Origin of the sequence: Sulfurifustis variabilis (assembly GCF_002355415.1) — a bacterium.
Lineage (GTDB): Bacteria > Pseudomonadota > Gammaproteobacteria > Acidiferrobacterales > Sulfurifustaceae > Sulfurifustis > Sulfurifustis variabilis.
The window spans coordinates 3,219,757-3,232,375 of sequence record NZ_AP014936.1 but is presented as its reverse complement, the minus strand read 5'-3'; the positions used below and the strand labels follow the sequence as shown (position 1 = coordinate 3,232,375).

The window sequence follows — 12,619 nt, the reverse complement described above, 5'->3', positions numbered from 1 at the left end:
CTTCGGGATCGACAAACGGACAGCCTCCACAGGTCCGACGGACAGCGGAGCGGGCGCGGGCCCGTGAGAAAGACTGCACAGGTTATCGCGATGCCCGCACGCCGCCGGGAGCCATCGGACGGACACGCGATGGCGCGCGAACAGCGACTCCGGTTGGCGGATGGCCGAATCCTCGCCTGGCTCGCTCTGGGCGACCCTGCTGGACGCCCTGTCCTTTACTTCCATGGCTATCCGGGCTCGCGTCTGGAGGCCCGCCTCGCGTCGGACGCCGCTCGGGGTCTCGGCCTGCGGGTGCTTGCGCCGGATCGTCCCGGTTTCGGCGCCTCCACCTTTCAGCCGGGCCGGACCATCGGCGCCTGGGCCGCCGACGTGGCGGAGCTCGCGGATCGGCTCGCGCTCGAGCGGTTCGCCGTCGTCGGGGTCTCCGGCGGCGGGCCGTATGCCCTCGCCTGCGCCGCACGCCTTCCCGAGCGCGTGAGCCGCGCGGCCCTCGTCGGTGCCCTGGGACCGCTCGGCCGCATGCCGCTCGCGCCCGACATGGTCGGGCTCAACCGGCTGGCGTTGGCGCTCGCCGCGCGCACGCCGCTGCTCGCGCGTCTCGCGGTCCGGCTCGCGGCACGCTGGGTTCGCCAGGATCCGGAACGCTGGCTCGCGCACATGATGTCCGGCGCGCCCGCCGCGGACCGCCGGGTGCTCGCCGATCCCGGATACCGCGCGCTGTTCACGGCGAGCACCGCGGAGGCGCTGCGCCAGGGCGGACGGGGCGCCGCCTGGGAGCTGACGCTGCTTGCGCGGCCGTGGGACTTCAGCCTGAAGGAGGTGAGGGTGCCGGTCCGGATCTGGCAGGGACTGGACGACAACATCGTGCCTCCGGCCATCGCGCAGCGGCTCGCGGCCGCGCTGCCGGACAGCGAGTCGCGCTGCCTCCCGGACGAGGGACATCTCTCGCTCATCGTTTGCCATCTCGACGCCGTCCTCGCTGAGCTGCGCAGCGCAAAAGAGGAATCTGCCGATGGTTAAAGCGAAGTCCACCGGCGGCAAGCTCCCGGCCATACCGCCGTCCCAGTGTCTGGATACGAGGCAGGCCATCGAGGCGATGGCCATGTCCAGCGGGCGGCGCCTGCTCAACGCGCCGGTCGCTCACGTGAGCGTACTGGCGGCCTATGCGGGAGCGCTGATCGCCGCGGGCGCCTTGTTCTCGGTGCTGCTTTCCGCGGGCATCGAAACGCAAGGTCCGCGCCGGCTGCTCGAAGGCCTGGGCTTCAGCGCCGGGTTCTTTTTCGTGATTCTGTCGCAGTGCGCGCTGTTCACCGAGATCAACGTCGTCATGCCGGTGACCCTGCTTCACTTCTCGGTGCCGACGATGCTGGCGAAGGCGGCACGATTCTGGACGGTCGCCTTTGCGGCCAATCTGGCCGGCGCGCTGGCCGTGGGTTACCTCGTCGCGACGGTGCAGCACTACCCGCCGGAGATCGCTTCACGGCTGGAGGAAATAGTCTCGGCCAAGATGGCGTATCGGGAAATCGGGGGCGTTATTGGATGGCTCCATGCCGTTTGGTCCGGGATGCTCGCGAACTGGCTGGTCGGTCTGGCGGCGCTCTTCGCCACGATGGGGCGCACGGTCGTCGACAAGTTCATTCCCGTGTTCCTGGCGGTATCGGTTTTCGTCGCCGCGAACTTTCAGCACAGCCCGGCGAACATGGCCTACTTCTCGCTGGCCGAGGCCGCGGGCATTGGGCCGGGATGGAGCGCGGCGCTCGCCTGGAACATCCTCCCGGCCGCGCTCGGAAACATCCTCGGCGGCTTCCTGCTCGTCGTACTCCCTTTCTGGATCTGCTTCGGCTCGAAACACAGCGCCATGAATGAAGGAAAGGAGGACTTCCCCCATGTCTGAAGCACGCGATTCCATGGAACGCGAACTGGAGGTGGTCAAGCTCGAGCTGGACCAGGATGGATCGCCGGTGAGCATCGAGCCGCGTGGGTGGTTCGTCTGCTTCGTGCCCGGGCTCGTCAAGCAATGGTGGCATCCGTTCGTGCACCAGCGCCACAAACACGTCTTCGCCATGCGGCCCGCCGGTCCGGGCCAATGGACGCTGTTCGAGCCATGGTGGCACCGTCTTTTGACGGCGACCATCACGTCGGAGCAGGCGCGCAAGTTCCTGATCTGGGGCGCGCGCGGCGACGTTCTCCACGTGCGCGAAGCCGTTCCCGGACGCGGCAGCCAGGTGCGCGGCTGGATGACGTGCGCAACGCTCGCCTCCTACCTCCTGGGTCGCAAGTATTGGGTGTGGACGCCGCACGGGCTGTACAAGCTGCTGCTGCGCGAACCGGGCGTGTGCCGCGTGGACGTGTCGGCGCTGCTGAGACTCGACGAGGCGCAGCTGGCCGACGCCTCGCTCGTCATTGCCGCCTGCGAGGAATGCGCGCCGGGCGCGCCCAAGCGGCGGCCCGGGGCGCCGAAGCCGTTCTGCATCAACTGCGGCCGGGACCTCGTGCCCGGCTGGGAGCGACCGGGCGCGCAGCAGCAGGGCACGGCATACGGCGCAGGCGGCAGGTCTTGAAGCCATCGCATCGCGCGCGAAACCGCTGTCCCACGCGGCGAGCATGGGAGCATTCGTGTTGATCATGAAGGGGTGGTCGCGCTCGCAACACGTCGCCGGTTTAGCCACGATCGCGGCAATGCTCGTCGCGGTCGTCCTCGACAACTCGCCCGCGCGGGAGTGGTACGACGCGGTCCATCACCTTCCCGTGTCCGTGCGGGTGGGTGATTTTGCCATCGACAAGCCGCTCATCCTGTGGATCAACGAGGGGCTGATGGTGTTCTTCTTCCTGCTCATCGCCCTCGAGCTCAAGCGCGAGATCCTGGAGGGGCAGCTGTCCTCGCCCAAAGCGATCGCTACCCCGGGCTTCGCCGCGCTGGGCGGGATGGCGGCCCCCGCGCTGATCTATGTCGCGTTCAACGCCGGCGACCCGCTCGCTATGCGCGGCTGGGCGATCCCCACCGCCACGGACACCGTGCTGGCCCTGACCGTGCTCACGTTGCTCGGCGGGCGCGTGCCGGCCTCGCTCAAGGTGTTTCTGACGGCGCTCGCGATCTTCGACGACCTGGGCGCGATCCTCGTGGTCGCGTTGTTCTACACCGAGCGGCTCGCCACGCCGTCGCTGGTGCTGGCGGCCTTCGGGATCGCGGCGCTCATCGGCCTCAACGCCTTTAACGTGACGCGCACCGCGGCCTACGTCGTCGCCGGCGTGTTTCTCTGGCTCGCCGTGCTCGAGTCCGGCGTGCACGCGACCCTGGCGGGCGTCGTCATCGGCCTCGCGATTCCGATGAAGGCGACGCAAGACGGCCGGCGCTTCTCGCCGCTGCGGGACATCGAGCATCAGCTCTATCCCTGGGTGGCGCTCGGCGTGGTGCCGGCGTTCGCGTTCTTCAACTCCGGCATCGTGCTGTCGCTGTCGAGCGCGAGCGGGCTGGGGTCGCCGTCCTCGCTGGGGATCGTGCTCGGGCTGTTCGGCGGCAAGCAGTTGGGCATCTTCGGCGCCACTTGGCTCGCGGTCCGGCTCGGGGTGGCAAAGCGCCCGGAGGGGGCGAGCTGGCGCCAGCTCTACGGGGTGGCTCTGGTCGCCGGCATCGGCTTCACCATGAGCCTGTTCATCGCCGGGCTCGCGTTCGCCGATCCGGCGATGTTCCGAGATGCCCGGCTCAGCGTCATCGTCGGTTCGGTACTGTCCGCCGCGGCCGGCACGGCGGTGCTGCTGCCCGCGGGCCGCAAGCGCGCCAAGGCGGCGCCGAGGGCGGCGGAGCCGTTTCCGTGACGCGGCGTGACGGCAATGGATGAAACGAGAAGTCCGAGCACACCGGACGCTTCGCCGCCGGTCCCCGGCGCGCCTGGCCCGGGCCTGACGAGCGCCGAGGCGGCCCGCCGCCGGGCCGAGCACGGGGAGAACGCGATCCGGGAGGAGCGCGTCTCGGCGGTGCGCAAGTTCCTGTCCTATTTCTGGGGACCGATCCCGTGGATGATCGAGGCGGCTGCGCTCCTCTCGGGCGCCGCACAGCGCTGGGAGGACTTCACGGTGATCGCGAGCCTGCTGCTCATCAATGCCGGCGTCGGCTTCTTCGAGGAGCACAAGGCCGACAACGCGATCGAGGCCCTGAAGCAGCGGCTCGCGCCCGTCGCCCGCGTGCTGCGCGACGGTCGCTGGCAGGATCTCCCGGCGCGCGAGCTGGTCCCCGGCGACGTGGTGTTCCTGCGTCTGGGCGCCATCGTGCCCGCGGACGTAGCGCTCGCGGGTGGCGGCTACCTGAGCCTCGATCAGTCGGCGCTCACCGGCGAGTCGCTGCCGGTCGAGAAGAAGGCGGGGGACACGGCCTACTCCGGGTCGGTGGTGCGCCAGGGCGAGATGCAGGGCGTGGTCGCGGCCACCGGCATGAAGACCTACTTTGGCCGCACGGCCGGCCTGGTCCAGACCGCCGGGGCCCGCTCGCATTTCCAGGAGGCGGTGCTGCGTATCGGCAACTTCCTGATCCTGACGACGCTCGGGCTGGTCGCGCTGGTCCTGGTGGTGGCGCTGTTTCGCGGCGACCCGTTCATCGAGACGCTCCTGTTCGCGCTGATCCTGACGGTGGCTGCGATCCCCGTGGCGCTCCCAGCGGTGATGTCGGTCACGCTCGCGGTGGGCGCCTCCGCGCTCGCGCGCAGACAGGCCATCGTCTCGCGCCTGGTGGCGATCGAGGAAATGGCGGGCATGGACGTGCTCTGCGCCGACAAGACGGGCACGCTCACCCAGAACCGGCTCACGGTCGGGGAACCGGTCGTGATCGGCGCCGCCGCCCCGGCGGAGGTGCTCCTCGCCGCCGCTCTCGCGAGCGAGCGGGAGAGCCCGGATGCGATCGATGCGGCGATCCTCGCGCGGCTCGGCGACGAACGCGCCCTGGCGGAGTACGCGGTCGTCGCCTTCCACCCGTTCGATCCGGTGCGCAAGCGCGCCGAGGCCGAGGTGCGCCACGGCGAGCGGCGCGTGCGCGTCGCGAAAGGCGCGCCCCAGGCGATCGCGGGCCTCGTCGGGGCTGGCGGCGAGCTCGCGGAGCGCATCCGCCGCGCGACCGAGGCGCTCGCCGCGCGCGGCTATCGCACGCTCGGCGTGGCGCGCGCCGAGGACAGCGGGCCCTGGCGCTTCCTCGGCCTGCTGCCGCTGTCCGATCCGCCGCGCGCCGATTCGGCCGAAACCGTGGCGGCGATCCGGCGCATGGGCCTCGACGTCCGCATGGTCACCGGCGACCACACGGCCATCGCGCGCGAGGTCTCGCGCGAGCTCGGCCTCGGGACCGAGATCGTCTCGGCGCGCGGGGTCTTCGCGCACGATGACAGCGACGGCGACGCGGCGCGCATCGAAGCCGCGCGCGGCTTCGCCGAGGTCTTCCCCGAGCACAAGTTCAAGATCGTGCGCGCGCTGCAGCGCGCCGGGCACATCGTCGGCATGACCGGCGACGGGGTGAACGACGCGCCGGCGCTCAAGCAGGCCGACATCGGGATCGCGGTGAGCGGCGCGACCGACGCCGCGCGCGCCGCCGCCGACCTCGTGCTCACCGCCCCGGGGCTTTCCGTGATCGCCATCGCCGTGGCGGAGGCGCGCAAGATCTTCGAGCGCATGCGCAGCTACGCGGTCTTCCGCGTCGCCGAGACGATTCGCGTGCTCGGCTTCATCGCGGCTGCCATCGTCGTCTTCGACTTCTATCCCGTGACGCCGATCATGCTGGTGCTGCTCGCGGTGCTGAACGACTTCCCGATCATGATGATCGCCTACGACAACGTGCGCGTGGCCGAGCGCCCCGTGCGCTGGGCGATGCCGCGGGTGCTCCTGGTTGCCGTGACCGCGGGCACGACGGGGGTGATCGCGTCCTTCGTGCTCTTCTGGCTCGTGCGGGACGTGCTCGCGCTCGCGCCCGCGCAGATCCAGACGGTGATCTTTCTCAAGCTCCTCGTCGCGGGGCACCTCACGATCTACATCACCCGCAGCGAGCGCTGGTTCTGGCGGCGCCCCTGGCCGTCCGCGCGGCTCTTCTGGGCCACCGAGGCGACGCAGGTCGCCGGCACGCTCGCGGCCGTCTACGGCTGGTTGCTCGAGCCGATCGGCTGGACCTACGCGCTCGGGGTGTGGGCCTACGCGCTCGCCTGGTTCCCGTTCAACAACGCCGCCCGGGTCTGGGTGCTCGATCTCTGGGAGCGCGGGCTCGGCGGACACGCACGTCACCTCGAGCGGGCGCACGCGAGCCTGCATGCGTGCGAGTGCCCGCCGGCGAGCTGCGCCTGCCCGCGGCCCTCGCCGACGAGCGCGAGAGCGGACGGCGGCGAGGTCGGCGCATGAGGCGCGAGACGGAAAGCGGGGGGCGGCCGGCGCCGTTGTTTCTCCTCATGGCCACCCTGTTCGCCGCGTACCTCGGTTACGGGGTGATCCTTCCCGTGCTGCCCCTTCTCGTCGAGCGGCTGGCGGAGGATGCCTCGCGGCTGACGGTATCCGCGCACACCGGGCTGCTCGCGGGCCTGTACATGCTGATGCTGTTCCTCTTCGCTCCCCTCTGGGGCCGCGCGTCCGACCGGTTCGGCCGCCGGCCCGTGCTGCTGCTCGGCCTCGCCGGGTGCGTGGCGTCCCTGGTCGCGTTCGGGCTCGCGACGACGCTCTGGACGGCGTACCTCGCGCGCGCGGCCGGCGGCGCGCTCGTCGCGGCCGTGCTGCCGGCGGTGCTCGCCTATGCGGCGGAGGTGGGGCCGCTCGAGCAGCGCGCCCGCCGCTTCGCCTGGCTCACGGCCGCGAGCACGCTTGCGCTCGTCGCGGGACCGGCGCTGGGCGGCCGGCTCGCCGCCATCGATACCGGCGCGTGGGGACTGCGGCTCGAAGGTCCCGTTCTCGGCCTCGGCATGGCCGCGGCGTTCGGCGCGCTCGTCTGGCTCGCCGTCTACCTGCGATTGCCGGAGGCGGCGCCCGCGCGACGGATGCCGGGACCGGCGGCGCCGGCGCGGAGTCGCCCGCGCCTCGGAATCCTGCTCGTGTTCAGCTTGCTCGGTCTCTTCGGGCTGGGGAGCTTCGAGACCGCGCTCACGCTTCGGACGCAGCAGGTCCTGGGCCTCGGCGCCGATCGCCTCGGTACCCTCTTCATCGAGTGCAGCCTCGTCATGGCGGCGGTACAACTCGTGCTGTTCACCCCGCTGCTCAAGAGAATCGGCGTCCGATACGCGCTGGTGCTCGCCTTCACCGTAACGGCGGCCGGCCTCTATGGCCTCGTCGCCGCCGTGGAGTTCGCCGCACTCCTCGTCTCGACGGCCCTCGTCTCCGGCGGCATCGGGCTGCTGATCCCGCTCCTCGCCTATGCCGTCTCCCGCGCCGCCGGCTCCGCGGGGCAGGGGCGGGCGCTGGGCCGCCAGATCGGCGTGGCGAGCCTCGGCCAGGGTGTCGGCTCGGCGAGCGCGGGGTGGATCTTCGGTCTGCTGCCCCAGGCGCCGTTCTGGATCACGGCAACGGTCCTGCTCGGGGCCGCGCTGGCCGCGGCGATCGTTCGGTCGCTTCCCGATGCCCCTGCTGTCCACCGCATCCGCGATCGCGCAGGGGCGGCCCGCGGTGCGCAAAGCCCCACCGCGCCGGTCGAAGAGGAATGACGTCGGAGGGGTTGACCTGTCAGCAGCGCACAGGTTCTAGAGTCAGGCGCCTCGAGGGCACATATCGATTGGAAGCCCCGGATGACAGCTCGAGATCCAGTGAATGGAGCAACCGATACTCACGGCGGTGATCCTTGTTCTGGTCGCCTCCGTCGTCACGCTGGCGCTGTTCGAACCCCTCGGCCTGCCGTCGCTCGTGGCGTATCTCCTGGTGGGTGCGGCGGTCGGCCCGTATGGTCTCGCGTGGATCCCGCACACGGCCGACCTGCACTCGCTCGCGGAGCTCGGTGTCGTGCTGCTGCTTTTCACGGTCGGTCTGGAGTTTTCGCTGGCCCGTCTATGGACGCTGCGCAAGCAGGTCTTCGGCCTGGGCGGCGCGCAGGTAGCGGTCACGGCCACCGTCGCCGCCGTGCTCGCCTGGGCGATCGCGGGTATCACCCCGGGCGCGGCCTTCGTGCTCGGGGGCGCGCTCGCGCTGTCTTCGACGGCAGTCGTGACCCGCGAGCTCAGCCGCCGTGGCGAGCTCGGCGGGCTCCACGGCCGCCTGTCCGTGGCCGTGCTCATCTTCCAGGATCTCGCGGTGGTGCCGTTCCTGATCCTGATCCCGGTGCTCGGTGCCGGGACGGACGAGACGGGCTGGCGCGCGATCGGCTGGGCGCTCGTGCAGGGCGCCATCGTCGTGGCCGCGATGATCCTCGCCGGCCGCTGGGTGTTGCGCCCCGTGTTCCGCTCCGTCGCGGCGTTCGGCTCTGCGGAGCTCTTCACGCTCGCGGCGTTGCTGTTCGCGCTCGCGGCGGCCTGGGTTACCGCGTTCGCCGGCTTGTCGCGGGCGCTCGGGGCTTTCCTGGCCGGGGCGCTCCTCGGGGAAACCGAATATCGGCAGCGACTGGCGGCAGAGATCCGGCCGTTCCGCGATGTGCTGCTGGGATTTTTTTTCGTCGTCATCGGCATGATGCTCGATCTTCCGGCGGTGCTCCGGTGGCTGCCCTGGATCCTGCTCGCGCTCGTCCTGCTCCTCGTGCTGAAGACGCTGACGATGACCGGGCTCGGCCGCCTGCTCGGCGTGCCCCGCGGCACCGCCATGCAGGCGGGCATTCTGTTGTCGCAGGGCGGCGAATTCGGCCTTGTGCTCGTGACCCTGGCCGCGGCCGAGGGCCTGCTGGTCGAGTCCGCGCTACAGGTGGTTCTGGCCACCATCATCCTCAGCATCGCGCTCACACCCTTGCTGGTCGCCTCGGCCGAACCGCTGGCGCAGGCGATCTGCTTTCCGGGCGCGAAGCGCAACTAGCGTCGAGGGTCGAATGGCTGTCGGGAAGCCAGTGACCATCGAATACTTCACCGACGTCCTGTGCGTGTGGGCGTACGCCGGTCAGGTGCGCATCGACGAGCTGAAGAAGGAGTTCGGTAATGAGGTCGATCTGGTGTACCGCTTCCTGCCCCTGTTCGCCGCAAGCGAGGAGCGGATCGGGCGAGGGTGGCGCGATCGGGGCGGTTACGCCGGCTTCGGCCGCCACGTGCAGGAAATCGCCGGCGCCTGGTCCCACGTCACCGTGCACCCGCGGCTGTGGCTGGACGCCGTCCCCGCCTCGTCGACGCCGGCTCATCTGTTCCTGAAGGCCGTGCAGTTGCTGGAGCGGCGCGGGGAGATTCCTTCGGAGGGCGGTTCGGAAGGGGCGCCGCGTTCCCGGTTCCCGGCGGCCGCGTGGCGCATGCGCCAGGTCTTCTTTGAAGACGCGAGGAACGTGGCGAGCCGCGAGGTACTCGAAGAAGTTGCGCGCTCGCTGAACTTGCCGTCTCCTTCGATTCAACGATTGATCGAGGACGGCGAGGCACACGCCGCGTTTCACCTCGATATCGAAGCCAAGGAGCGTTACCAGGTCCCGGGCAGTCCCACACTGGTTCTCAACCAGGGGCGCCAGCGACTGTACGGTAATGTCGGCTACCGCATCATCGAGGCGAACGTACGCGAGCTGCTGCGCAACCCGCACTACGGCGAGGCGACATGGTGCTGAATCCGCGATCACTCGAGGGGCGGTCTGCCTTCCCGGGCGAACCGGCCAGGAAGCCTGCAAATGAAGATGGCCGGAACCCGACGGTGAAAGGAGGCGAAGACACATGACCGATACCAGCCAAACGCAGCAGGCGAGCGAGGTTATCGAGGGTTACCTGATCGACATCGGCTGTATCCGGAAGTACCGCCGGCAAGGGCTGCTCGAGACTGCCCGGCGGCACAGACGCGAGTGCGGCCTCATGGGACACTGCGTCGAGAGCGGCTATGGCTTGATCACCGACGACGATCGGCTTTACCTGCTCGACGACGGCGCCACGCTGAAGGTCGCCTCCCTGCTCGCGCAGACTCAACAGGACACCGGTATCCGGCTGCGTGTGACGCGCGAGCCGCGCGACGCCGGGATGCAGACAACCGCGGTCACGCTGATGGCGGGCGGCAAGTGAGGCGCCGGCGGTCCGCGAAGCGGCCGGCGCTTCCGTCGGACCCCGGGCGAGGAGGCGGCGTGTCCGACCTGCCCGACGCGCGCAGGCCGCAGTCCTTGAAATGGAGGTGAACGCCATGGAAGAGAAAGCGAGAGTCGAGACGCTCAAGCAGAAAGGCCCGCTCGGCGCCGAGGAACTGCGCCGCATGGATGCCTACTGGCGCGCGGCGAACTACCTCTCCGTCGGGCAGATCTACCTGCTCGACAACCCGCTGCTCAGGGAGCCGCTCAAGCCCGAGCACGTGAAGCCGCGGCTGCTGGGCCACTGGGGCACGACGCCGGGGCTCAACTTCATCTACGTGCACCTGAACCGTCTCATCAGGGCGCGCGATCTTAATATGATCTACGTCACGGGGCCGGGCCACGGGGGTCCGGCGCTCGTGGCGCAGACCTGGCTCGAGGGGAGCTACAGCGAGCTCTACCCGCACGTGACGCTCGACGCCGACGGCATGCAGCGTCTCTTCAAGCAGTTCTCGTTCCCGGGCGGGGTGCCGAGCCACACCGCCGCCGAGACGCCGGGCTCGATCAACGAGGGCGGCGAGCTCGGCTACTCGCTCGCACACGCCTACGGCGCGGCGTTCGACAACCCGGATCTCGTCGTCGCCTGCGTCGTCGGCGACGGCGAGGCCGAGACCGGGCCGCTCGCCACCGCCTGGCACTCGAACAAGTTCCTGAATCCGGCGCGCGACGGCGCGGTGCTGCCGATCCTGCACTTGAACGGCTACAAGATCGCGAATCCCACCGTGCTCGCGCGCATCCCCCGGGCCGAGCTCGAATCGCTCTTCGTGGGCTACGGCTACAAGCCTCACTTCGTCGAAGGCGCGGAGCCCGAGCGCATGCACCAGCAGATGGCAGCGACGCTCGATCGCATTTTCGATGAGATCCGCGAGATCCAGCAGCGCGCGCGGCGCGAGCCGCTCGGCGAGCGCCCGCGCTGGCCGATGCTGATCCTCGTCAGCCCGAAGGGCTGGACCGGGCCGAAGGAACTCGAGGGCAAGAAGCTCGAGGATCACTGGCGTTCGCACCAGGTGCCGTTCGGCGAGGTCCGGACGAAGCCCGAGCACCTGAAGGTCCTCGAGCAGTGGATGAAGAGCTACCGGCCGGAAGAGCTCTTCGACGAGCACGGCGCGCCGCGGCCGGAGCTCTCCGCGCTCGCGCCGCAGGCGAACCGCCGCATGGGCGCGAACCCGCACGCGAACGGCGGGCTGCTCCTCAAGGACCTGTACCTGCCCGACTTTCGCGACTATGCGGTCGAGGTGCCACGGCCCGGGGGCGTGCTCGGGGAGGCGACGCGCACCCTGGGCGTCTACCTGCGCGACGTGATGAAGGCGAATGCTCCCTCGCGCAACTTCCGCGTCGTCGGCCCGGACGAGACCGCCTCGAACCGCCTCGGCGCGCTGTTCGAGGTGACCGGGCGCGCCTGGGTGGCCGAGCGCCTGCCCACGGACGAGGCCAACCTGGCGCCGGACGGGCGCGTGCTCGAGATCCTGTCCGAGCACACCTGCCAGGGCTGGCTCGAAGGCTACCTCATCACCGGCCGCCACGGTTTGTTCTCGTGCTATGAGGCGTTCATCCACATCGTCGACTCGATGTTCAACCAGCATGCCAAGTGGCTCAAGGTGACGCGCGAGATCCCGTGGCGGCGTCCGATCGCCTCGCTCAACTACCTGCTGACCTCGCACGTCTGGCGCCAGGACCACAACGGCTTCTCGCACCAGGACCCGGGCTTCCTCGACGTGGTGATGAACAAGAAGGCGGAGGTCGTGCGCGTTTATCTGCCGCCCGACGCCAACACGCTGCTCTACGTCGCCGACCAGTGCCTGCGCTCGCGCAACTTCGTCAACGTCATCGTCGCCGGCAAGCAGGAGCAGGCGCAGTGGCTCACGATGGACCAGGCAATCAAGCATTGCACGCCGGGTATCGGCATCTGGGCGTGGGCGAGCAACGATGCCGACGGCGAACCGGACGTGGTGCTCGCCTGCGCGGGCGACGTGCCGACGCTCGAGACGCTCGCGGCCGTCGACCTGATCCGCCAGCACCTGCCGAGCCTCAAGGTGCGCGTGATCAACGTCGTCGACCTGATGACGTTGCAGCCGAAAGAGGAACACCCGCACGGGCTCTCGGACCGCGAGTTCGATGGCCTCTTCACCACCGACAAGCCGATCATCTTCGCCTTCCACGGCTACCCCTGGTTGATCCACCGGCTCACGTACCGGCGCACCAATCACAAGAACCTGCACGTGCGCGGCTACAAGGAGGAGGGCACGACGACCACCCCGTTCGACATGGTGGTGCGCAACGACCTCGACCGCTACCACCTGGTCGCCGACGTGATCGACCGGGTCCCGGGGCTCGGCTACCGCGCGGCCCACGTGAAGCAGCTCCTGCGCGACAAGCTGATCGAGCACCAGGAGTACATCAAGGAATACGGCGAGGACACGCCCGAAGTGCGCGACTGGAAGTGGCCGTACTAAG

General features: G+C 69.8%; 10 protein-coding genes. All 10 read left to right on the top strand.

All coding sequences use genetic code 11. The features are described 5' to 3' along the window. Positions 1 to 129: 129 nt before the first annotated feature. Positions 130 to 1,020 carry an alpha/beta fold hydrolase gene (locus tag SVA_RS15585; protein WP_169924138.1) on the top strand — a complete coding sequence of 297 codons (891 nt, stop codon included), beginning with the start codon at positions 130 to 132 and terminating at the stop codon, positions 1,018 to 1,020. After that, positions 1,013 to 1,894 (top strand): formate/nitrite transporter family protein, encoded by an 882-nt coding sequence (locus SVA_RS15580; RefSeq protein ID WP_096462097.1) that lies wholly within the window; start codon positions 1,013 to 1,015, stop codon positions 1,892 to 1,894. Before SVA_RS15585 ends, SVA_RS15580 begins: the two co-directional genes overlap by 8 nt. Beyond that, complete coding sequence (locus SVA_RS15575; RefSeq protein WP_148665517.1) at positions 1,887 to 2,561, top strand: hypothetical protein; 675 nt, start codon at positions 1,887 to 1,889, stop codon at positions 2,559 to 2,561. The genes SVA_RS15580 and SVA_RS15575 overlap by 8 nt, the downstream gene beginning before the upstream one ends. 64 nt (positions 2,562 to 2,625) lie before the next feature. Beyond that, complete coding sequence (gene nhaA / locus SVA_RS15570) at positions 2,626 to 3,816, top strand: Na+/H+ antiporter NhaA (RefSeq protein WP_096462987.1); 1,191 nt, start codon at positions 2,626 to 2,628, stop codon at positions 3,814 to 3,816. 15 nt (positions 3,817 to 3,831) lie between these two features. Further along, entirely contained in the window at positions 3,832 to 6,366 is a 2,535-nt protein-coding gene (locus SVA_RS15565) for a plasma-membrane proton-efflux P-type ATPase (protein WP_096462095.1), read from the top strand. Further along, positions 6,363 to 7,652, top strand: coding sequence for an MFS transporter (locus tag SVA_RS15560; RefSeq protein ID WP_169924137.1), 1,290 nt, complete (start codon positions 6,363 to 6,365; stop codon positions 7,650 to 7,652). The genes SVA_RS15565 and SVA_RS15560 overlap by 4 nt, the downstream gene beginning before the upstream one ends. A gap of 103 nt (positions 7,653 to 7,755) precedes the next feature. After that, positions 7,756 to 8,940 (top strand): cation:proton antiporter domain-containing protein, encoded by a 1,185-nt coding sequence (locus SVA_RS15555; RefSeq protein ID WP_096462093.1) that lies wholly within the window; start codon positions 7,756 to 7,758, stop codon positions 8,938 to 8,940. 13 nt (positions 8,941 to 8,953) lie between these two features. After that, on the top strand, positions 8,954 to 9,664 hold the full coding sequence (locus SVA_RS15550) for a DsbA family oxidoreductase (RefSeq protein ID WP_148665515.1): 711 nt from the start codon (positions 8,954 to 8,956) through the stop codon (positions 9,662 to 9,664). Between the two features lie 103 nt (positions 9,665 to 9,767). Beyond that, positions 9,768 to 10,106, top strand: coding sequence for a hypothetical protein (locus SVA_RS15545; protein WP_096462091.1), 339 nt, complete (start codon positions 9,768 to 9,770; stop codon positions 10,104 to 10,106). 115 nt (positions 10,107 to 10,221) lie between these two features. Next, the gene (locus tag SVA_RS15540; RefSeq protein ID WP_096462986.1) at positions 10,222 to 12,618 is read left to right on the top strand and encodes a phosphoketolase family protein; all 2,397 of its coding nucleotides are present in this window, start codon (positions 10,222 to 10,224) and stop codon (positions 12,616 to 12,618) included. Position 12,619 lies beyond the last annotated feature (1 nt).

Excerpts from the sequence above, each read along its gene's own strand:
- SVA_RS15585 (WP_169924138.1), top strand. The coding sequence starts at position 130 with ATGGCGCGCGAACAGCGACTCCGGTTGGCGGATGGCCGAATCCTCGCC.
- SVA_RS15580 (WP_096462097.1), top strand. The coding sequence starts at position 1,013 with ATGGTTAAAGCGAAGTCCACCGGCGGCAAGCTCCCGGCCATACCGCCG.
- SVA_RS15575 (WP_148665517.1), top strand. The coding sequence starts at position 1,887 with ATGTCTGAAGCACGCGATTCCATGGAACGCGAACTGGAGGTGGTCAAG.
- nhaA (WP_096462987.1), top strand. The coding sequence starts at position 2,626 with ATGAAGGGGTGGTCGCGCTCGCAACACGTCGCCGGTTTAGCCACGATC.
- SVA_RS15565 (WP_096462095.1), top strand. The coding sequence starts at position 3,832 with ATGGATGAAACGAGAAGTCCGAGCACACCGGACGCTTCGCCGCCGGTC.
- SVA_RS15560 (WP_169924137.1), top strand. The coding sequence starts at position 6,363 with ATGAGGCGCGAGACGGAAAGCGGGGGGCGGCCGGCGCCGTTGTTTCTC.
- SVA_RS15555 (WP_096462093.1), top strand. The coding sequence starts at position 7,756 with ATGGAGCAACCGATACTCACGGCGGTGATCCTTGTTCTGGTCGCCTCC.
- SVA_RS15550 (WP_148665515.1), top strand. The coding sequence starts at position 8,954 with ATGGCTGTCGGGAAGCCAGTGACCATCGAATACTTCACCGACGTCCTG.
- SVA_RS15545 (WP_096462091.1), top strand. The coding sequence starts at position 9,768 with ATGACCGATACCAGCCAAACGCAGCAGGCGAGCGAGGTTATCGAGGGT.
- SVA_RS15540 (WP_096462986.1), top strand. The coding sequence starts at position 10,222 with ATGGAAGAGAAAGCGAGAGTCGAGACGCTCAAGCAGAAAGGCCCGCTC.